The following is a 20,268-nucleotide window of genomic DNA, read 5'->3' on the forward strand; positions in this document are numbered from 1 at the left end:
TGCTGCCGTTAGGCCCGAGGCTCGGGCATCTCAGGCGCGTTGGCGAAGGACCCACGGCGCTCCCGCATCGTCCGGTGCTGCCGTAGGCCCGAGGCTCGGGCATCTCAGGCGCCTTGGTGAAGGCCTCGCGGCGCTCCCCAAGCAGCCGGTACTGCCGTTAGGCCCGAGGCTCGGGCATCTCAGGCGCCTTGGTGAAGGCCTCGCGGCGCTCCCCAAGCAGCCGGTACTGCCGTTAGGCCCGAGGCTCGGGAAGTCCCAGGCGGCCTTCGGGGAGGACCCGCCCTCCCCCGTACGGCGGAGACGGTCTGCCGAACGGGACGAAGCCGGGGCCCCGCCGCCCCGGCCAGGCTGTACGTCATGACGACAGCGACCGCTCCCCGCCCCCACCGCCTCCACTCCCCCGCCCGCATCGCCCGTCGCGCCGCGCACCTGCTCGCGCTCTGCACCGTCCCGATGGGTCTGTGGCGGCTGGTGATGGCGACGGGCCTGCCCGTCGGCTACAGCGACGAGGTTCTGCGTGAGGTCTACGGGATCCCGGGCTGGGGCATCGCCTACGTCGTCGGCCTGACCGTCCTCCAGGAGGCCGCCGCGCTGCTCCCGATCCTCGTGGTCACCGGCCGCCTCCGGGTCCCCCGCCCCCGTACGGCCGTGGTCATCGGCTGGGCCCTGTCCGCCCTGGTGACGCTCTTCTGCCTGAGCCAGCTCGTCCTCGGCTTCCTCGTGGAGCCCGACCCGAACATGTCCCCCACCGGCCACACGGTCCTGAACCTCTGCATGGCTCCCCTGCTCGCCACGGGCCCCCTGCTGGCCTACGCCACCCGGGCGTACGCCAGGCAGCACCGCGCCTGAGCCGGCGGAAGGGGCGGTCAGAACTGGCTGGTGTCGAGGTCGAACCCGAGCGGCTCCGGGAGCGGCACGACCTCGGAGAGCTTGTACGTGGTCTTGCGGCCGTAGTCCTCGCCCTGCGGCTCCGTGCAGACGATCGCCTTGCCACCGTCGCGATCGATGAGCAGATAGACCGGAATCCCGGCGCGGGCGTACCCGCGGATCTTCTTCACCCGGTCGTTCCCGGCGGGGGAACGGGAGGTCACCTCGGCGACCAGCAGGACGGGGGACGGGTCGTGGTACTCGAGCTGGTCGGCGAAGCTGCCCTTCGGCGCGAGCACGACATCCGGCTCGACCTTGCCGCTGATGGAGGCGCCCGGGACGAAGAGTCCGATGCCGGTGTACGTGCGTAGCTGCCGATCCTGACGGCGAAGAATCACCTGCTCCGCCACTTCCGACACAATCTCTTCGTGCTCGCCATTGGCGGGAGGCGTCACGCAGATCTCCCCTTCGATCAACTCCACGCGCCACCCTTCGGGGGCGAGCGCACTGAACATGTCGAAGGCTTCCTCCACGGTCATGCCCGGGATCTTGTTCCTCGCCGACAGGACGAGGGACACATAGTCGGGCGTCTCCTCGTGCGAATCGGACGGCTCGTACTCGGGTACAGGCAGTGCCACGGCAGACCTCCTTCGCGCGGAGCGACCCTCTCAGCGTAGACCGCGGCCCGCGGCCGCCATCCGATCCCGTTCACCCGAACGTGCGGGCGATCTCCCCATCCGTGACACCATCGGTCCGTGCTCGACATCGGCTACTCCCTCTCCCGCCGCTTTCCCGACCCGCCGCAGACCGACTACCGCCGCGCGGACGTCCAGGCCCTGCGGCACGACCTCTTCTGCGGGGACGTCTACCTCGCGGACACCAAGGCGGACCGTGAGGTGTCCACAGCCTGGGGATGGGTGCCGGTGCTCGACTTCGCGTGGGCGCTGTGCGACATCGTCGAGCAGCTCGACCGCGATCCGCGCGGCAGCCGGGCCGCACAGCCGCAGTACGCCGAGCTGGACTTCACCGAGTCCACCGACCGGATGCTCTTCGAGCGCCGCTTCGGCTGGGTCGACGTCGAGGCCGACTGGATGCACGGCGACGAGCCGCCGCTCACCTTCAACCACGCCGAACTGCGCCGCGAGGCCCGGGACTTCCTGCACGACCTGATCGCCGACCTCGCCGACATGCACGAAGGCCTCGCCGACAACCCCGTGATCTGGGACCTCCAGGCCCGCTTCCCCCGCACCCCTTAAGCCCGCCCTCGGCCGCCCGCGGTCAGTCCTCCACCCGCACCCCCAGATGCGCGGCGAACACAGGCGCCAGATCCAGCAGCTGGCCCGTACTGATCACCGCTCCCGCCAGGGCGTCCACCCCGCGCGCGATCTCCAGCCGCTCCACCGTCCGCAGATCCACGTCCTTCATCCGGGCCGCGCCGAAGTCCGCCCCCGTCAGCACACAGTCCCGGAACTCCACCCGCTCGAGCCGCGCGCCCCCGAAGTCCGGCTCGTTCAGCACACACCCCTCGAAGACGACGTCCCGCAGCTTCGCCGTCCGCAGATTCGGGTAGTCGATCTTCCCTCCTCGCACCAGCACCCTCTCCAGGACCGCCCCGTGCAGCTGCGTCCCACCGAGCCGGGCGTCCACGATCTCCACGTCCCGCAGCGAGGCCCCGGCCAGGTCCGTGCCGACGCCCCGTATCCCGGTCAGCACGCAGTCCAGCACCCGCGCCGCGGTCAGCCGTGTCTCGTCCACGACGCAGTCGCGCACCGCGCAGTCCATGAACCGGGCCCCCGCCCCCGCCTGACCCGCCAGGTCGAGCCCCGTGAACGCCAGCCCGTCGTAATCCCCGTCCGGCTCAAGACCTCCTTCGTACGCCGTGAGGTCCGGCAGCCGTACCTCCGCCCGCCGCGCGGCCGCCACCGTCTTCTTCCTGCCTGTCGCCATGCCACTCATAGTGACGTGCGCCACTGACAACGCCCCGATGTCACGAACCAGGCCCCCCGCGCCGTCGCATGCGTGAGACCGACCCCAAGGAGCGTCACATGCAAGGGAACAGGGCACACATCACCGTCATCGGCGGCGGATTCGCCGGACTGACCGCGGCCATCACCGCCGCCGAGTCCGGCGCGCGGGTGAGCCTGTACGAGTCGCACCGCACGCTCGGCGGCCGCGCCCGTACCGCCGAAGGCCCGTACCGCACCAACGAAGGCCCCCACGCCCTCTACAACGGCGGCCCGCACTGGGCCTGGCTCAACCAGCGCGGCCTGATCGGCCCGCTCGCCTCCCTGCCACCGCTCGAAGGCCTCCGCTTCCGCATCCACCACGGTGGCGCCCTGCGCCGCACCCCGCCGCTCGGCATGCTGAAGCTCGCCCGCCGCGCCCCCGAGCAGGCCCCCGTCGACCTCGACCACCGCACCTGGGCCATCTCCGTGGCCGGCCCCGAGGCGGCCCGTGCCGCCGGCAACTACGTGGGCGTCGCACTCTTCCACCACGACCCCGGCGCGCTCTCCGCCCGCTTCGTCCAGGAGCGCCTGCACCGGAGTCTGGCGCTGCCGCCCGAGGCGCGGTACATCCGCGGCGGCTGGGGGCCGCTCATCGACCGGATGGCCGCGCGCGCCGGGGAACTGGGCGTACGGATCGAGACCGGCGCCCGCGTGAACTCCCTGCCCACCGGCGACGGGCCGGTGATCGTCGCCACGTCCCTGGACGCCGCCCGCCACCTCCTCGGCGACGACACCCTGCGCTGGGAGAGCGGACGTACGGTCCTGATCGACCTCGGGCTGCGCACCCGCAAGGGCGACCCGTTCGTCGTCTCCGACCTCGACGCACCCGGCTGGCTGGAACGCTTCACCGCCCAGGACCGCTCCCTCGCCCCCGCCGGGCAGCAGCTCGTCCAGGGCCAGCTGCCCATCGCGCCGGACGCCGCCCGGGCCGAAGGCATCGCCCACGCCGAGCGCCTGCTCGACCTCGGCTTCCCCGGCTGGCGGGAGCGTACGCAGTGGCGGCGCGAGGCCGTCGCCACGGGCCGCACCGGAGCCGTCGACCGGCCGGGCACCACCTGGCGGGACCGGCCCGCGATCGACCGCGGCGACGGCGTGTACCTGGTCGGCGACCAGGTCGCGGCGCCGGGCGTCCTCTCGGAGGTGTCGTTCAACAGCGCCGTGGAGGCGGTCTTCCTGGCCCTGGGTGCCGTACGCCGTGGCGCACGGCCGGCGGGCGTCTGAGCCGCCCCACCGGCCACCTCTTGACCTCAACCATGGTTGAGGTCAGAGGCTTGCCGCTGTCACCACACAGACCACGTACACGACTTCCGCGTACACAACAGGGGAGCCCGCCATGCACGCCATCCGCCTCCACGCCTTCGGCCCGGCCGAGAACCTCACGTACGAGGAGACCGACGCGCCCGAGCCCGGCCCCGGGCAGGTGCGGATCGCCGTCGCCGCGGCCGGCGTGCACCTCCTCGACACCGCCCTGCGCCTCGGGCAGAGCGGGCCCTTCCCCGCCCCCGCCGAACTGCCCACGATCCCCGGCCGCGAAGTCGCCGGCACGGTCGACCGCCTCGGCGAAGGCACCGACCCCTCCTGGCTCGGCCAGAAGGTCGTCACCCACCTCGGCCTCGCCCCCGGCGGCTACGCCGAACTCGCCGTCGCCGACGCGGCCAGGCTCCACTCCATCCCCGACGGCCTCGACGAGGCCGAGGCCGTCGCCATGATCGGCACCGGCCGCACCACGCTCGGCATCCTCCAGTTCGCCGACCTCGGACCCGACTCCGTCGCCGTCGTCCCGGCCGCCGCCGGCGGTATCGGCACCCTGCTCGTCCAGTACGCCAGGCACACCGGCGCCACCGTCGTCGGCCTCGCCGGCGGCCCCGCCAAGGTCGCCCAGGTCGAGAAGAACCGCGCCCACCTCGCCGTCGACTACACCCTCCCCGACTGGCCCGAGCGCGTACGGGAGTTCCTCGGCGACCGGCAGGCCACCGTCGTCTTCGACTCCGTCGGCGGCGCCACCGGCCGCGCCGCCGTCGACCTCCTCGGCAAGGGCGGCCGCCACGTCGTCTTCGGCTGGGCGGGCAAGGGCCCCCACGACGGCGAACCCCTCACCTTCTCCGACGAGGAACTCGCCGCCCGCGGCATCACCTCGCAGAGCGTCCTCGGCCCGGTCATGATCCAGAAGGCCGGCGGAGACATCCGCACCCTCGAAACCCAGTCCCTGGCCCTCGCCGCCGAAGGCATCCTCCGCCCCGCCGTCCAACGCTTCCCCCTCCGGGAGGCGCCCGCCGCCCACCGCGCGCTGGAGACCCGCGGCACGATGGGCAAGGTCGTCCTGGAGCCGTAGACCCCAGGGGGCGGCCAACCGCGGCCGCCCCCTCGCCTCAAGACCGGCTCTCTATCCCAGGTAGGGCGAAGGCCGATGGTCCAAGTAGTGCTGGATACGCAACCGCTGGGTGTGATGCACGGGCAGGCCGGAAAGTTCCTCGGGCCTTACGAACCGGAGTTCGGTGGACTCCTCCGAAATGGCGAGCGATCCACCGACGACCCGCGCGGTGAAACAGATATTGAACTGCCGACGTACTTCCCCGTCGCCGTACGCGATCACATGGCGAGGGTCGGTGTAAGTGCCGACGAGGCCAGTGATCTCCACATCCAAGCCGGTTTCCTCGCGTACCTCTCTGACGGCCGTCCCCGGGAGCGAGTCCCCCATTTCCATGCCGCCGCCTGGGAGCGCCCACAGGTCGTTGTCCCTGCGCCGCTGCAAGAGGATGCGGCCCTCGTCGTCGGTAACCACGGCCGAGGCGGCCACCACCAGACTGTTCGGCTCGGGGGCGTTCGGATCGTCGTAATACTCGGTCCGTGCCACGGATCTACCTCTCCACTGGCCGCGCGGTCTCCCAGACGGCGTCGAAACTGGCCGCATACGTGTCGAACATTCCACCCGCTCCATTGCGGCGCAGATGCCACACGGGGGCCCCGTACGCGTTTACGCCCCACACGTGCGCGTTGACCAGCATCTGGTCATCTGCCCGGTAGAGACTGTTGTAGAGCGTGGTCCCGTGCCTCCGCAGCTCTACTCCCGGCGTCCCGAGCAACGGCCCGTAATGCATCAGGCGTTCCGGCAGCGGGACTCGATGCCGTGCCCGAATTTTTCTTCCCGTCCGCGTTGTTGCACGTTGACGCTGTCGGCGTCACCGATGGCGATACGAACGGTGCATCCCTCGGCGGCGCGTTCCCGCACCAACTCGTTGAACCGGGGGTACGCCTCATGCAGGAACACGGCCGCGTAGACCAGGATGTCAATGCGCTCCCTGCCCTGAGTGATCAGGTCGCCAAAGGCAGAGACGGGGATGTCTGCGCGCTGGCCGTAAAGCGCCACAAGTTCGGGGCTCACTGCCCGGCCGCACGAGCTTGCCTGAGGGCGGGCCATAGTGCGTACACGTCTTCTCCCAGTGCCTCAGCCGCTTTGGTTGCGGTCGCACGTCTTGGTGTGCGACCCAGATTCACCCAGCGCTCGACGGACTTCGGGTCGACCTCTGCGGCAGTGGCCAGGTCGTCGTAGGTCCAGCCCACAGAAGCCAAGGCGGCCCGTAGACGCTCGTTCGGCATCGCCAGTCTCTCCCACCTCTCAGGACGTCGTAAGGGACGTTCTACCGCCCTCAAGACGTCCCGGGGTGGGAAACGTACGAGGTTCCAGCGTCCCGTTGATCAGCGAGAAGCTCGGGCCACGATGCGAGGGGACAGTGACTCATGGCCGAGAAGTGGAGACCGGCCACCGGTCGGTACGCGGTGGACGCGAACGGGACGCTTGGCCGGGTGGACCGCCGGTACGAAGGCAGCGTGTACCTGCGTCCGCCGGGCGGGGGACGGGAGTGGGCGGTCCCGCCGAGGAGCTGCGGGAGCCGACGGCGGAGGAGCTGGCCCAGGCCCGCGTGTTCGCAACCCCCGTGCCGGCGGTGGCGAAGTGACCCGGATGATTTACCGGTTCGTAGCGCACCGCATCAAGCGTCACCCCGACTCGGAGGCTACGGCGTCGGCCCGGTGCCTGCACGGTGAGTGCGGCTGGCAGGCCGAGCCCAGAGTGGACGTGGGCACGGTGGACCAGCAGTGCATGGACCACACCGGCCTGAACAGGGAACACACCACCTCCGCCCGGGCGTTCGAGGACGTGGCCCTGGTGGAGTGTGTGGAGGGCCCGGCGTGAGATGGCTTCCGGCATGCCGGCCGGACCACCTGGTCCGTGAAGGCAAGGACTGGCGGCTCGCCGCCATCGAGATTCAGCGTGGCGACCACGTGCATACCGGCCGATCATGGCGAATCGCGGCAACAGTGATCCGACGCCGGTGCAGGCACCACACATGGATCCATGTGGATTGGGTGGGGCCGGTGCCGACCCGGACGATCTTCCACTCGACAGCACCGGTGCACCTCCGCCGCCGGCCTTAATCCGCCCGTGCCGCGCAGACGGCACCTGGCCTCCAGCTCCTCACCCCGACCGGTTCGGCCTGACAACCCTGCCGGGCAGGGGTGAGTGGGTCTGGCTGGACAAGCCGGCCAGCCGCTCCCGGCTACCGGCTGACCCACCCCTGGCCCCCCACGCGCCCCACAGCGCCCTACGCGCCCGCCCCCAGCTCCTCCAGCGCCTCGTCCGTCAGCCGGTACACCGTCCACTCGTCCTGCGGCTTCGCGCCCAGCGACTTGTAGAAGTTGATCGACGGGGTGTTCCAGTCCAGGACCGACCACTCCAGCCGCTCGTAGCCCCGCGCGACACAGATCCGCGCCAGCTCCGTCAGCAGCGCCTTTCCGTGTCCGCCGCCCCGCTTCTCCGGGCGGACGTACAGGTCCTCCAGGTAGATGCCGTGCACCCCACGCCACGTGGAGAAGTTCAAGAACCACAGGGAGAACCCGGCCACATCCCCCTCGTCCGTCTCCGCGATGTGCGCGAACGCGGCCGGACGCTCACCGAACAGCGCCTCACACAGCTGCTCCTGGGTCGCCTTGGCCTCGTCGAGCGCGCGCTCGTACTCGGCCAGCTCGCGGACCATTTGGTGAATGACAGGGACATCGTCAGGTGTCGCATTACGAATCATGCGGCCAGCCTGCACGGCACCGGGTCACCGTGCCAGCAGATTCCGAGCAATGAGAACCTGCTCCTCGTCCAGCTCGGGCTCCTCGCCCTCCTCCACCGCGTCCTCGATGTCCCACAGGCCGTTCTGGAGCACCCGCCCCAGAGACCAGGCCCGCGCCCGATCCCGGTCCAGGCCCAGCACCTCGGTCATCAGGTCGAACCGCCACAGCGTCTGCGCCGGGTCGAAGTTGTCCGTCAGCGCCGGCAGCAGGTCGAAGCCCGGGTCGCCCGCCAGCGGCTTCGGGTCGATCGCCAGCCACGGCTCGCGCGGATCGTCCGGATGCGCGGCCAGGATGTTGTCGTAGTGCAGGTCCCAGTGGAGCAGCCGGTCCCCCGGCTCGCCCATCACCTCCCGTACCGCCGCCGCGCAGTCCAGCAGCACCCGCCGGTCGTCCTCGTCCCCGAGGAGCTTCACCGCGTCCGGCACCTCGGCGAGCATCCTGGCCGCCACCTCGCCGAGCCCCCGCAGCCCCGCCGGCGCCTCCACGGTCACCAGCCGCGCCAGCAGCTCCGCGAGGATTCCGACGGCGGCCCGGTCGTCCTCCATCGTCGACAGATGGCGTGTCTCGTCCAGCCGCTCCAGCAACAGCGTCCCGGTCGCCGGGTCCTCGGCCAGCAGCCGTACTGCCCCGTCGCCGGCCCAGGTCCGCAGCGCGAGCCCCTCGCCCGCGCTCTCCTCGTCGAGGAGCTGCAGCTTCAGCGCGGCCGGCACTCCGTCGTCGGCCCGCACCACCGGCAGCACCAGCGACGCCCATCCGTACATCGACGGGCCGTTCAGCCGCAGCCCCCACTCGTCGAGGAACCGCTCGGCCCGCCCGGGCAGGGCCGCGATGAAGGCACGACCCGCGTCACCATTGAAGTTGGCCTGACTCCGTACCAGCTCTTCAGGAATCTCGATCACGGAGCCGAGGCTACGACCCGGACGGGGGAAGATCGCGCGAATATCCAGTAGCGTCCCAGCACCACTCCCACCGGCAGGGACAGAGGAAGACAGCATGACCACGGTCAACGGCGGCATATCGTTCTGGTACGCGCAGGAGGGCGTCCCCGCCCCCCGCGAACCGCTTCCCGGCGACACCCAGGCCGACGTCTGCATCGTCGGCGGCGGCTACACCGGGCTCTGGACGGCGTACTACCTCAAGAAGGCCGTCCCCTTCCTCAACATCGTCGTCCTCGAGGCCAAGTTCTGCGGCTACGGCGCCTCCGGCCGTAACGGCGGCTGGCTCTACAACGGCATCGCCGGCCGCGACCGCTACGCCAAGCTCCACGGCCACGACGCCGCCGTCCGGCTCCAGCAGGCGATGAACGACACCGTCGGCGAGGTCGTCGACGTCTGCGCCGCCGAGCAGATCGACGCCGACATCCACCGCGGCGGCGTCCTCGAAGTCGCCCACAACCCCGCCCAGTTGGTCCGCCTCAAGGACTTCCACGCCACCGAGCTCAGCTACGGCGAGAAGGACCGCGAACTCCTCGGCGCCCGCGAGACCGCCGCCCGCGTCCGCGTCGCCGGCGCTGTCGGCTCCAGCTGGACCCCGCACGGCGCCCGCCTGCACCCCGTCAAACTGGTCACCGGCCTCGCGGCGGCCGTCGAAGCCCTCGGCGTCACCATTCACGAATCCACCCCGGTCGCGGAGATCCGCCCCAAGCACGCCGTGACGCCGTACGGCACGGTCCGCGCGCCCTACATCCTGCGCTGCACCGAAGGCTTCACCCCGAACCTCAAGGGCCTCAAGCGCACCTGGCTCCCCATGGGCTCCTCCATGATCGCCACCGAGCCGCTCCCGGAGGAGACCTGGGCCGAGATCGGCTGGGACGGCCGGGAGACCCTCGGCGACATGGCCCACGCCTACATGTACGCCCAGCGCACCGCCGACGACCGCATCGCCCTCGGTGGCCGCGGCATCCCGTACCGCTTCGGCTCCCGCACCGACAACGACGGGCGCACCCAGCCCGCCACGATCGACGCCCTGCGCGAGATCCTCGTCCGCTTCTTCCCCCAGCTCGCCGGGGCCGGCATCGCCCACGCCTGGTCCGGCGTCCTCGGCGTCCCCCGCGACTGGTGCGCCACCGTCACCCTGGACCGCTCCACCGGCCTCGGCTGGGCCGGCGGCTACGTCGGCTCCGGCGTCGCCACCACCAACCTCGCGGCCCGCACCCTGCGCGACCTGATCCAACAGGACTCGGGCCAGTCCGGCCCCACGGACCTCACCACCCTCCCCTGGGTCAACCACAAGGTCCGCCGCTGGGAACCGGAACCCTTCCGCTGGTTCGGCGTCCACACCCTCTACGCGGCCTACCGCACCGCCGACCGCCGCGAATCCACCTCCCCCACGGCCACCACGGACCCCCTGGCGAAGGCCGCCAACCGCATCTCGGGCCGCCACTAGCCCCCTCGCGAAAGAAGGGCCCCGGACGCTCTCCGGGGCCCGTACTCCGTCCTACTCCACGTCGATCCCGAAGTCCCCGACCAGCTCCGCCAGACCGCCCCGGTAGCCCTTCCCGCCGAGGACGAAGTCCCAGCCCCCATCGGCCCCGGCGGCGGAACGAACCGAGCACCAGCGCCGTCTCCCCCGGACGCCCGTCCGAGACGACGAGCCGGTCCAGCTCCGTACCGGCCGCGTCCCGCAGCCGGATCCCCGCATCGGTGAAGCCGGACAGGTCGGCCTCCGGATTCACCTCCGGATCCACCGCCGCCACCAGCACCAGCCGGTCCGCCCGCGCGGGCAGCCCGTCGAAGCCCACTCGTACGGCGGCCTTGTCCCCCGACGACGCACGCACCATCCGCACCGCACCCTCCGGCGTGGCGCGGTTGTTGAAGAACACGAAGTACTCGTCGCCGAGCACCGGCGCGCCCTCACACACCAGCGCGCAGACGTCGAGCGCCACCGGCCCCGACCAGTCCATCCCCAGCACGTTGAAGTCCTCGGCCGGCTCGTCGAGCGAGCCGCCGGCCGCCGGCGTCGGCGGGCGGCGCCCCGTCGCCCAGCCGGCCCCGCAGCCCATGGCGGTGCAGCAGGTCGACCAGCTCCGTACCGGAGATCAGGGTCAGCGGCTTGCCGTTGGCGAAGGTGTACGAACCCGGGCCGAACCCCGACGTCGTCACCAGCACCCCCTTGTTGGCGCCCGCCGCCTGCACCGTCCCGTACAGATCACGCACCGCGCTCGGCGGCACCGTGTTCCGGTACCGCTTCACCTGAACCAGGATCGAACCTCCGCTGATCGGGTCGGGATCCACGGCGTCGACGTCCACACCGCCGTCCCCGGACCTCCGCGTGGTCACCGCCTGCAGCCCCCGCGCCCGGAACAGCTCGGCGACGAGCCCCTCGAACTCCACCGGGTCCATCGCCAGCAGATCCGGCTCCTCACCGTCCCCCCTGCGAGACCACCCCCGAGCCGACCTGCTCCGGAACCCAGCGCCGGCCGCACCGCCACCCGCTGGTCCGGCCGCGCCGACACCTGCCCCGACAAGGGCCCGGTCAGACAGTCCACCGCACTGACCGCCGCAAAACACAAGTGTCCCGGATCAGTGTGATCCGGGACACAAGATTGGCGGAGCCAGTGGAGCCCCCTGTCGGGTTCGAACCGACGACCCCCGCTTTACAAGAGCGGTGCTCTGGCCAGCTGAGCTAAGGAGGCGCTGCGCATGAGTGTAACCGGAGGACGCCTCGGGCCGGTCGGGAATTTCGGCGCCCGCGAGTGCTGACAGATCGGACAGCGGCAGGTAGCGTCTCCCGCAGTTCACCCAGGTGGACTAGACCTACATCCTTCCTTTACTCGGATCGTCCGGCACGTTCCTGCCGGTGAAGGGACACATCACCATGGCCTCTGTCACGTTCGACAAGGCGACCCGGCTGTACCCGGGTTCCACCAAGCCCGCCGTCGACCAGCTCGAGATCGAGATCGCGGACGGCGAGTTCCTCGTCCTCGTCGGCCCCTCCGGCTGCGGCAAGTCCACCTCCCTGCGCATGCTCGCCGGGCTCGAGGACGTCAACGGCGGTGCCATCCGCATCGGGGAACGGGACGTCACCCACCTGCCGCCGAAGGACCGGGACATCGCCATGGTGTTCCAGAACTACGCGCTCTACCCGCACATGACCGTCGCCGACAACATGGGCTTCGCCCTCAAGATCGCCGGCGTGAACAAGAGCGAGATCCGCACGAAGGTCGAAGAGGCCGCGAAGATCCTCGACCTCACCGAGTACCTGGACCGCAAGCCCAAGGCGCTCTCCGGCGGTCAGCGGCAGCGCGTCGCGATGGGTCGCGCCATCGTGCGGGAGCCGCAGGTGTTCCTCATGGACGAGCCGCTGTCGAACCTCGACGCCAAGCTCCGCGTCTCCACCCGTACGCAGATCGCCTCGCTCCAGCGCCGGCTCGGCATCACCACGGTGTACGTCACCCACGACCAGACCGAGGCGCTCACCATGGGCGACCGGGTCGCCGTGCTGAAGGACGGCCTGCTGCAGCAGGTCGACACCCCGCGCACCATGTACGACCGCCCGGCCAACCTCTTCGTCGCCGGCTTCATCGGCTCCCCGGCCATGAACCTGGTCGAGGTCCCGATCACCGACGGCGGCGTGAAGTTCGGCAACAGCGTCGTCCCCGTCTCCCGCGAGGCGCTCTCCGCCGCCGCCGACAAGGGCGACACCACCGTCACCGTCGGCATCCGCCCCGAGCACTTCGACGTCTCCGGCGCCGAGAGCGACGAGGGCCTGGCCGTCACGGTCAACGTCGTCGAGGAACTCGGCTCGGACGGCTTCGTCTACGGCTCCACCCGGGTCGGCGGCGAGGACAAGGACCTGGTCGTGCGGGTCGGCGGCCGCTCGGTCCCGGCGAAGGGCTCCGAGCTGCACGTGGTCCCCCGCCCGGGTGAAATCCACGTGTTCTCCACCTCCACGGGTGAGCGCCTCAGCGACTGATCCACCCGTTCCGCGGACGATCCGCGGCCGCAGTACCACCGAAAGGCCCCACGCGCCGCGTGGGGCCTTTCGCGCACTCCGCACTTATGTCGACAAATACCCCGGCAGATCGACCAATTCGGACTCTCGCGTCAACACCCGATTCGAAAAGAACCCTCGAACCATCCCCCGCCCGGGTGACTAAATGTCTCCTAATCATCACTGGCCGCTACGCTCGCCCCGTGACCCACTCAGCCCGCCGAATCGGCCGCTCCCTCGCCCTCGTCCTGCCCGTCGTCCTGGTGCTCTCCGGAACGCTTGCGGTCACCGCCGTTCCGTGGGCCAACCAGGGCTCGGGGACCCAGATGCTCACCGCATCCTCGAAAGACGTCTCCGCGCGCGCCAAGTCGCGTGCTCCGCAGGATATTCTCCGTGACCGCCTTCTCGCAGAGCTTCAGGAGAAGGACCCCGGCGTCGCGTTGACGAGTCTCCAGCGCGAGATGAAGTACACCCCCTCGCTCGCCAAGCACTGCGTCGCCATCGCCCGCGCGCTCGGCCAGGCCGCCGTCCGGCAGTACGGCCCCACGCGTGCCCAGTCCTACGCCCGCCCGGTCTGCGACACCGCATACGCCTCGGGCGTCATGTACCAGAGCTGAGCCTTCGCTGCCTGTCAGCCGGTACGCATATCGTGCGCGGTATGCATACCTCTCCGACGCAGGCCGTGATCCTGGCGGGCGGCCAGGGTTCGCGACTGCGCCCGTACACCGACGACCGCCCCAAGCCGATGGTCGAGATCCCGGGCACCGGGACCCCGATCATCGGCCATCAGCTTTCCTGGCTCGCGTCCGAGGGCGTCACGGACGCCGTGGTCTCCTGCGGTCATCTCGCCGAGGTGCTCCAGGACTGGCTGGCCACCGCCGAGCTGCCGCTGCGGGTCAAGACGGTCGTGGAGAGCGAGCCGCTGGGCCGTGGCGGCGGCCTGCGGTACGCGGCGGCGCATCTGCCCGACCCCGAGCGGCCGTGGTACGCCACCAACGGTGACATCTGGACCCGCTTCTCCCTCCGCGAGATGGCCGCGTTCCACGAGGAGCGCGACGCCACGGCGACCCTGGCGCTGGCCCGGCCGCGCATTCCGTGGGGAGCCGTGGAGACCGACACGTTCGGCCACATCACCGACTTCATCGAGTCCCCGCCCTCGCCGTATCTGATCAACGCGGGGGTGTACGTCTTCTCCGCGGAGTTCACGACGCTGCTGCCCGAGAAGGGCGACCACGAGCGCACCACCTTCCCGCGGCTTGCCCGGGAGCGGCGACTGGCGGGCTTCCCGCTGCCGCAGGGGGCGTACTGGCGGGCCATCGACACCGCGAAGGACCTGACGGAGGCCGCGAAGGAACTGGCCCTCCAGACGCCCTGAGAGCCCGCGCCGGCGCCCGGGAGGCGTCAGCGCCACCGGGACCGCCTCGAACCCGCCTTACAGACGCCCCGAGGGGCGCGAGACCCCAAGGGAAGAGGCGCCACCGGGCCCGCCCTGAAGTCCGCCTCCAGGCGCCCCGAGGGGCGGTGCCCCCGGCCAACCGGCCCACCCGCCTGAGGCCGGTGAGGCCCCGGCCGACAGTGGCCACCGGCCCACCCGCCTGAGGGCCGCCCGCACGCACGTCGAAGGGCGGCCACCGCATTGCGCGGTGGCCGCCCTTCTCGCGTCCGTACGTCAGCCCAGGAGGCCGCCGATCGGGTTGCGGCTGTCGCCGCCGGTCGAGCCGCCGTCACCGGAGCCGCCGCCCGTGTTGCCGCCGCCGGACGAACCGCCCGAGCCGCCGCCCGAGCTGCCCGAGGAGGACGGGCCGGCGCTGGTCGCCCGCGGGGGCGCCGGCTGGGTCTGCTGGGGCGAGCTGGCGCCCTGGGTGGCGCTGGGGCGCGTACCGCCCTCGATGCGGCCCGTCTCGCGGACCGTGCCCTCCGGGGAGGGCTTCTCCGTCTTGGGGCTCTCGGCGGTCTCCGAGGCGGAGGGCTTGGGCCGCTTCGAGGAGGGGGCCTCGGAGGACGGGCTGCGCCGGCCCGGCTCCTGCGGCAGCGGCTGTCCGGGCAGGTGGTTGACCGGGTCTTCGTCGGGTCCGGGGACGGTCACCATCTCCGTGGACCGTACGGCTCCACCGAGCACGGAACCGACGAGCAGGGTCAGGCCGACGACCACCGCGGCGACGAGCGAACCGCGGCGCAGGACACGCCGGCGCAGGTCCCAGAGCTGGGAGCGGGGGCCGAGGGTGCGCCAGGCCTCGCCCGCGAGGCGGCCGTCGATGGAGTAGACGGGAGCGCCCGCGATGATCAGCGGGGACCAGGCGGCGAGGTAGATGATGTCGGGCGCGTCGTAGACCGGGACGGTCTTCCAGCTGACCGTGAGGATCAGCGCGGCGGAGAGCAGGGCGCCGATGACGGCGGCGACCCGCTGCCAGAGGCCGAGGACGGTGAGGACGCCGACGACGACCTGCAGGAAGGCGATGGTCAGTCCGGCGCCGACGGGGTGCTGGAGGGCGAAGTCCCGCAGGGGTTCGGCGAGGGTCCAGGGGTGGAGCGAGTTGAGCCACTTCACCATCGAGCCGCGTTCGCCGCCGTCGAAGTAGACGGGATCGCAGAGCTTGCCCATGCCGGCGTAGATGGAGATGAAGCCGAGGAAGACGCGCAGCGGGAGCAGGACGACGCCGAGGTTCATGCGGCGCCCGGGGTAGTAGGCGTGCCGGACGGGGTCGTTGCCGTGGCGCTGGCGGCGTACTTCGAAGCCCTCGTCCTCGTCGGGCTCCTGCTGGTACGACTCGTACGCCGCGTATTCGTCATAGGCGCTCTCGGCGCGCCGCATCGGCGGCAGCAGGGGTGTGGCGGTGGTCGGCGCGGTCCGGCCGGCGGGGACCACGGGGTTCTCCATGGTCTCGGCGGAGAGGTCGAGGCGCGGGATGACCTGCGTGGAGCCCGCGTCGAGGGTGCCGACCGCGGTGTTCTCCCGGACGGCCTGGAGCAGTCCCGTGGCACCGGGGTCTCCGGGGGCGGAGCGGCCGCTCCATACGACGGGGGCTCTGCGTCGCCCGGCACCGGCTCCGGTGAGGCTGGCGGTACGGGCGCCCGCGGGGATCTTCGGCTTGTGGGCCGGGGCTAGCTGGACGCGGAAACTGGCGTGGTTCACGATGACCTGCGCGGGATCGCAATGCACCTTGACCATGCTCAGCGCAGGCTGATCGTCGAACCCCGGCCGGGGCGTTCTGGTGTCCACACTCATCTAACCGAGTGACGCGGGTTTAGGACACTGCCTTGACGGCCGGTAAATGTCCGAGACCCGTCAAGATCGCCGGACATGGGAAAGGGCCCTGATCAGAGCGGTGTCCGCGCCGATCAGGGCCCTGTTCCGGGGCCGGGGCTCAGCCCTTGCGGCGCCGGGCGACCTCGTAGAGGACGATGCCGGCGGCGACGCCGGCGTTCAGCGACTCGGCGCCACCGGGCATGGCGATCCGGACGCGGTAGTCGCAGGTCTCGCCGACGAGGCGGCCGAGGCCCTTGCCCTCGCTGCCGATGACGATGACGACCGGGCCGTCGAGCGCCTCCAGGTCCTCGACGGTGTGCTCGCCGTTGGCGGCGAGGCCGACGACGGTGAGGCCTTCCTTCTGGAAGCCCTCCAGCGCGCGGGTGAGGTTGGTGACGCGGGAGACCGGGGTCCGGGCGGCGGTGCCGGCCGAGGACTTCCAGGCACCGGCGGTCATGCCGGCCGCGCGGCGCTCGGGGACGACGACGCCGTGGCCGCCGAAGGCGGAGACGGAGCGGACGATGGCGCCGAGGTTGCGCGGGTCGGTGACGCCGTCGAGGGCGACGATCAGCGGGTCCTCGTGGGCGTCGTAGGCAGCGGCGGTGAGGTCCTCGGGGTGCGCGTACTCGTACGGCGGGACCTGGAGGACGAGGCCCTGGTGGTTGAGGCCGTTGGTCATCCGGTCGAGCTCGGGGCGGGGGGCCTCCATCAGGTGGATGTTGCCGCGCTCGCCGGCGAGCTTGAGCACGTCACGGACGCGCTCGTCGTTGTCGATGAACTGCTGGACGTACAGCGTCGTCGCCGGGACGCCGTCGCGCAGGGCCTCGAAGACGGGGTTGCGGCCGACGACCATCTCGGAGGTGCCCTTGGGGCCGCCGCGGCGCGGGGCCGGGCGGCGGTGGGCGGCCTGCTTGGCCTGGGCGTTGGCGATGCGGTTCTTCTTGTGTCCCTTACGGGCGGAGGCGGGCGGCGTGGGTCCCTTGCCCTCGAGGCCCTTGCGCCGCTGGCCACCGCTGCCGACCGTCGCGCCCTTCTTGTTGGACGTGCGGCGGTTCCTGCGCTGGCTGTTCCCGGCCATGACTACCTGTTTCCTGTGAATCTCCATCTACACGTATATGTAGATCGTACGTTTATGAGCGTGTGCCGCCCGGCCTGCCGAGCGGCACATCAGTGGCGGCTCAGCGGCCGCCCAGCGTCCACCGGGGCCCGTCGGGGCTGTCCTCGATGGCGAGGCCGGACTGGTTGAGCTGGTCGCGGATGGCGTCCGCCGTCGCCCAGTCCTTGCGCTCCCGGGCCGCCTCGCGCTGCTGGAGCACCAGGCGTACGAGGCTGTCGACGACGCCGTGCAGATCCTCACCGCGGTCGGCCTCGCCGGCCCACTGGGGGTCGAGCGGGTCCAGGCCGAGGACGCCGAGCATGGCCCGTACCTCGGCGAGGCGGGCGATGGCCTCGTCCTTGTCGTCGGCGGCCAGGGCGCTGTTGCCCTGGCGGACGGTGGTGTGGATGACGGCGAGCGCCTGCGGGACGCCCAGGTCGTCGTCCATGGCCTCGGCGAAGACCGGCGGGACCTCCGCCGACGGCTCGACGGGGCCGCCCGCCTTCTCGACGACGCGCTGGATGAAGCCCTCGATCCGCGCGAACGCGGACTCGGCCTCGCGTAGGGCCTCCTCGCTGTACTCGATCATCGACCGGTAGTGCGGGGTGCCCAGGTAGTAGCGGAGCACGATCGGGCGCCAGTGCTTGACCATCTCGGAGACCAGCACCGAGTTGCCGAGCGACTTCGACATCTTCTCGCCGCTCATGGTGACCCAGGCGTTGTGCACCCAGTACGAGGCGAAGTCGTCGCCGTAGGCCTTGGCCTGGGCGATCTCGTTCTCGTGGTGGGGGAAGATCAGGTCGAGGCCGCCGCCGTGGATGTCGAAGGCGGAGCCGAGGTACTTGTGGGCCATGGCCGAGCACTCCAGGTGCCAGCCAGGCCGGCCCCTGCCCCACGGCGTCTCCCAGTCGGGCTCGCCCGGCTTGGTCGCCTTCCACATCGCGAAGTCACGCGGGTCGCGCTTGCCGGTGATGCCCTCCTCGGCGGGCTGGCGCAGGTCGTCGATGTCCTGGTTGGACAGCGCCAGATAGCCGGGGAAGGACCGCACGTCGAAGTAGACGCTGCCGTCCGCCTCGTAGGCGTGGCCGCGCTCGATGAGGCCGCGCATCATCTCGACCATCTCGGTGACATGGCCGGTCGCGCGGGGCTCGTACGTGGGCGGCAGGCAACCGAGCACGTCATAGCCGGAGTTGAAGGCGCGCTCGTTCTCGTAGCCGATGGACCACCAGGGGCGGCCCTGGTCGCCGGACTTCGCGATGATCTTGTCGTCGATGTCGGTGACGTTGCGGACGAAGGTGACGTCGTAGCCGCGGTACTCGAACCAGCGGCGCATGATGTCGAAGTTCAGGCCGGAGCGGATGTGCCCGATGTGCGGGGCCGCCTGCACGGTGGCGCCACAGAGGTAGATCGAGACGCAGCCCGGTGTGAGCGGGATGAAATCACGGATCTGCCGGGCGCTGGTGTCGTACAGGCGAATAGTCACCACTCCAGGGTAGTGGGCCCATAGCAGTGCCCCGCGACCCTTCCGCGGTCACGGGGCGCTTTTTTCGGAACTCCCGGGCGCCCGGGGCGTGGCGTACGGGCCCCAGGGTTGTCGCGCACAGGCCCGGGGGCTCAGGCCGTACGCACCACGAGCGCCGTGGCGATGGCGGCGAGGCCCTCGGCGCGGCCGGTGAGACCGAGCCCGTCGGTGGTCGTGCCGGAGACGGACACGGGCGCGCCGACCGCGGCGCTGAGCGCCTTCTGCGCCTCGTCACGCCGCTTGCCGACCTTCGGCCGTACGCCGATGACCTGGACGGCGACGTTGCCGATCTCGAACCCCTCGGCGCGGACGATCCGGGCGGCCTCGGCGAGGAGCGTGACACCGGAGGCACCGGACCACTCAGGGCGGGAGGTGCCGAAGTGGGCACCGAGGTCACCGATTCCGGCGGCGGAGAAGAGCGCGTCGCAGGCGGCGTGGGCGGCGACGTCGCCGTCGGAGTGCCCGGCGAGCCCGTACCCGTCGTTCTCGGGGCCGTCCCAGAGCAGTCCGGCGCACCACAGCTCGCGGCCCTGCTCGAAGGCGTGCACGTCCGTACCGATGCCCACGAGGGGCAGGCTGCTAGAAGCCATCGTTGGCCCTCCTGCGGGCGAGAACCGCCTCGGCGAGTACGAGATCCAGCGGCCGCGTGACCTTGAAGGCCTCTTCGTGGCCGGGGACGACGACGACCTGGAGGCCGAGCTGCTCCACCATGCTCGCGTCGTCGGTGACGTTGTCCCTGACGGTCGCGTGGGCGCGCACGAGCGTGTCGCGCTCGAAGCCCTGCGGGGTCTGCACCGCCCGCAGCAGGGACCGCTCGGGGGTGGCGACGACCGGCTCCGGCTCGCCCTTCTCGCCCGGCTGGACCTGCTTGACGGTGTCCGCGAGCGGCAGCGCCGGGACGACGGCCAGGGCGCCGTCCCGTACGGCCTCGATGACCGCGTCGACGGTGTCGACGGGAACGAGGGGCCGCGCGGCGTCATGGACGAGGACGGTCGTGATGGCGTCGGGGAGCGCTTCGAGCCCGAGGCGCACGGAGTCCTGACGGGTCTGACCGCCCGGGACCACGAGGTAGTCCGTGCGCTCGGGCAGGGCGTGGGTGTCGAGGAGGTTCTTGACCTCGCCGGCCCCGTCGGGCGGGGCGACCACGACCACGAGCGAGACGGCGCGGGAGGCCGCCATCGCGCGCACGGCGTGAATGAGCATGGGGGTGCCGTTCAGCGCGCGGAGCGCCTTGGGGGCGCCCGGGCCCAGGCGTACGCCCCGGCCGGCCGCGGGGATCACCGCGGCGGTGCGGGCAGGGCGCGTTTCGTCTGACATCGGTTGCTCTCCGGCAGGTTTGTTCGCTCGGCCGACGTGGGTATGGCCTTGGGGGCAACCCCCGGCCGAAGGTTGGGGGAAGGCCGGGCACGGCGCCCTTGACCGGACCCTTCCGTGACACTGGTTGAGACCAGCTGCGCCAACGGCCCGCCCGGCACGCGAG

At 71.3% G+C, this 20,268-nt stretch carries 19 protein-coding genes, 1 tRNA gene and 2 pseudogenes; 9 read left to right on the top strand and 13 right to left on the bottom strand.

What is annotated here, in order from left to right; translation table 11 throughout:
* Positions 1 to 357 precede the first annotated feature (357 nt).
* Complete coding sequence (locus IEZ01_RS27540; protein ID WP_189204336.1) at positions 358 to 849, top strand: hypothetical protein; 492 nt, start codon at positions 358 to 360, stop codon at positions 847 to 849.
* A 17-nt stretch (positions 850 to 866) separates the two neighbouring features.
* Here IEZ01_RS27540 and IEZ01_RS27545 read toward each other — a convergent pair whose 3' ends face one another.
* Positions 867 to 1,505: a Uma2 family endonuclease gene (locus tag IEZ01_RS27545; RefSeq protein ID WP_189204338.1), complete on the bottom strand. Its 639-nt coding sequence runs from the start codon at positions 1,503 to 1,505 to the stop codon at positions 867 to 869.
* 117 nt (positions 1,506 to 1,622) lie between these two features.
* Here IEZ01_RS27545 and IEZ01_RS27550 point away from each other — a divergent pair, with 117 nt between their 5' ends.
* A complete protein-coding gene (locus IEZ01_RS27550; protein WP_189204340.1) occupies positions 1,623 to 2,123 on the top strand; it encodes a hypothetical protein in 501 nt (166 codons plus the stop codon).
* A 22-nt stretch (positions 2,124 to 2,145) separates the two neighbouring features.
* On the opposite strand, the gene IEZ01_RS27555 is transcribed toward IEZ01_RS27550, so the two are convergent.
* Positions 2,146 to 2,814 (bottom strand): pentapeptide repeat-containing protein, encoded by a 669-nt coding sequence (locus tag IEZ01_RS27555; protein WP_040875151.1) that lies wholly within the window; start codon positions 2,812 to 2,814, stop codon positions 2,146 to 2,148.
* Between the two features lie 98 nt (positions 2,815 to 2,912).
* Here IEZ01_RS27555 and IEZ01_RS27560 point away from each other — a divergent pair, with 98 nt between their 5' ends.
* On the top strand, positions 2,913 to 4,094 hold the full coding sequence (locus IEZ01_RS27560) for an NAD(P)-binding protein (RefSeq protein WP_189204342.1): 1,182 nt from the start codon (positions 2,913 to 2,915) through the stop codon (positions 4,092 to 4,094).
* 112 nt (positions 4,095 to 4,206) lie between these two features.
* On the top strand, positions 4,207 to 5,205 hold the full coding sequence (locus tag IEZ01_RS27565) for a zinc-binding dehydrogenase (RefSeq protein WP_019887442.1): 999 nt from the start codon (positions 4,207 to 4,209) through the stop codon (positions 5,203 to 5,205).
* Positions 5,206 to 5,256: 51 nt separating this feature from the next.
* On the opposite strand, the gene IEZ01_RS27570 is transcribed toward IEZ01_RS27565, so the two are convergent.
* Both IEZ01_RS27570 and IEZ01_RS27575 read right to left on the bottom strand, forming a co-directional pair.
* Positions 5,257 to 5,727: an NUDIX domain-containing protein gene (locus IEZ01_RS27570; RefSeq protein WP_189204344.1), complete on the bottom strand. Its 471-nt coding sequence runs from the start codon at positions 5,725 to 5,727 to the stop codon at positions 5,257 to 5,259.
* A gap of 4 nt (positions 5,728 to 5,731) precedes the next feature.
* Positions 5,732 to 6,470, bottom strand: a pseudogene (locus tag IEZ01_RS27575) (helix-turn-helix domain-containing protein).
* Positions 6,471 to 6,834: 364 nt separating this feature from the next.
* Here IEZ01_RS27575 and IEZ01_RS27580 point away from each other — a divergent pair.
* Positions 6,835 to 7,065, top strand: coding sequence for a DUF7848 domain-containing protein (locus IEZ01_RS27580; protein ID WP_444545494.1), 231 nt, complete (start codon positions 6,835 to 6,837; stop codon positions 7,063 to 7,065).
* 409 nt (positions 7,066 to 7,474) lie between these two features.
* Here IEZ01_RS27580 and IEZ01_RS27585 read toward each other — a convergent pair whose 3' ends face one another.
* Together IEZ01_RS27585 and IEZ01_RS27590 are read right to left on the bottom strand one after the other, a co-directional pair.
* The gene (locus tag IEZ01_RS27585) at positions 7,475 to 7,951 is read right to left on the bottom strand and encodes a GNAT family N-acetyltransferase (RefSeq protein ID WP_189204348.1); all 477 of its coding nucleotides are present in this window, start codon (positions 7,949 to 7,951) and stop codon (positions 7,475 to 7,477) included.
* A gap of 24 nt (positions 7,952 to 7,975) precedes the next feature.
* A complete protein-coding gene (locus tag IEZ01_RS27590; protein WP_373287673.1) occupies positions 7,976 to 8,923 on the bottom strand; it encodes an aminoglycoside phosphotransferase family protein in 948 nt (315 codons plus the stop codon).
* 61 nt (positions 8,924 to 8,984) lie between these two features.
* Here IEZ01_RS27590 and IEZ01_RS27595 point away from each other — a divergent pair, with 61 nt between their 5' ends.
* A complete protein-coding gene (locus IEZ01_RS27595; protein WP_189204352.1) occupies positions 8,985 to 10,376 on the top strand; it encodes an NAD(P)/FAD-dependent oxidoreductase in 1,392 nt (463 codons plus the stop codon).
* A 51-nt stretch (positions 10,377 to 10,427) separates the two neighbouring features.
* Here IEZ01_RS27595 and IEZ01_RS27600 read toward each other — a convergent pair.
* Together IEZ01_RS27600 and IEZ01_RS27605 are read right to left on the bottom strand one after the other, a co-directional pair.
* Positions 10,428 to 11,487, bottom strand: a pseudogene (locus IEZ01_RS27600) (restriction endonuclease); the annotation flags it as partial.
* 61 nt (positions 11,488 to 11,548) lie between these two features.
* A tRNA-Thr gene (locus tag IEZ01_RS27605) sits at positions 11,549 to 11,625 on the bottom strand.
* A 182-nt stretch (positions 11,626 to 11,807) separates the two neighbouring features.
* On the opposite strand from IEZ01_RS27605, the gene IEZ01_RS27610 reads away from it, so the two are divergent.
* From IEZ01_RS27610 to IEZ01_RS27620, 3 genes are all read left to right on the top strand, one after another.
* Positions 11,808 to 12,905, top strand: coding sequence for an ABC transporter ATP-binding protein (locus tag IEZ01_RS27610; protein ID WP_028797691.1), 1,098 nt, complete (start codon positions 11,808 to 11,810; stop codon positions 12,903 to 12,905).
* Positions 12,906 to 13,126: 221 nt separating this feature from the next.
* A complete protein-coding gene (locus IEZ01_RS27615) occupies positions 13,127 to 13,540 on the top strand; it encodes a hypothetical protein (RefSeq protein ID WP_028797692.1) in 414 nt (137 codons plus the stop codon).
* A 41-nt stretch (positions 13,541 to 13,581) separates the two neighbouring features.
* Positions 13,582 to 14,298 carry a nucleotidyltransferase family protein gene (locus IEZ01_RS27620; protein WP_019887453.1) on the top strand — a complete coding sequence of 239 codons (717 nt, stop codon included), beginning with the start codon at positions 13,582 to 13,584 and terminating at the stop codon, positions 14,296 to 14,298.
* A 294-nt stretch (positions 14,299 to 14,592) separates the two neighbouring features.
* Here IEZ01_RS27620 and IEZ01_RS27625 read toward each other — a convergent pair whose 3' ends face one another.
* The 5 genes from IEZ01_RS27625 to ispD form a co-directional block, all read right to left on the bottom strand.
* Positions 14,593 to 16,149: a DoxX family membrane protein gene (locus IEZ01_RS27625; protein ID WP_078513326.1), complete on the bottom strand. Its 1,557-nt coding sequence runs from the start codon at positions 16,147 to 16,149 to the stop codon at positions 14,593 to 14,595.
* Between the two features lie 139 nt (positions 16,150 to 16,288).
* Positions 16,289 to 17,248 (bottom strand): 23S rRNA (guanosine(2251)-2'-O)-methyltransferase RlmB, encoded by a 960-nt coding sequence (rlmB, locus tag IEZ01_RS27630; protein ID WP_189204354.1) that lies wholly within the window; start codon positions 17,246 to 17,248, stop codon positions 16,289 to 16,291.
* A 100-nt stretch (positions 17,249 to 17,348) separates the two neighbouring features.
* On the bottom strand, positions 17,349 to 18,749 hold the full coding sequence (gene cysS, locus IEZ01_RS27635; protein ID WP_019887457.1) for a cysteine--tRNA ligase: 1,401 nt from the start codon (positions 18,747 to 18,749) through the stop codon (positions 17,349 to 17,351).
* A 131-nt stretch (positions 18,750 to 18,880) separates the two neighbouring features.
* Positions 18,881 to 19,378, bottom strand: a complete 498-nt coding sequence (ispF, locus tag IEZ01_RS27640) for a 2-C-methyl-D-erythritol 2,4-cyclodiphosphate synthase (protein WP_028797693.1) — start codon at positions 19,376 to 19,378, stop codon at positions 18,881 to 18,883.
* Entirely contained in the window at positions 19,368 to 20,105 is a 738-nt protein-coding gene (ispD, locus tag IEZ01_RS27645; protein ID WP_028797694.1) for a 2-C-methyl-D-erythritol 4-phosphate cytidylyltransferase, read from the bottom strand. The genes ispF and ispD overlap by 11 nt, the downstream gene beginning before the upstream one ends.
* Positions 20,106 to 20,268 lie beyond the last annotated feature (163 nt).

The organism is Streptomyces purpureus, from assembly GCF_014648195.1.
Classification (GTDB): domain Bacteria; phylum Actinomycetota; class Actinomycetes; order Streptomycetales; family Streptomycetaceae; genus Streptomyces; species Streptomyces purpureus.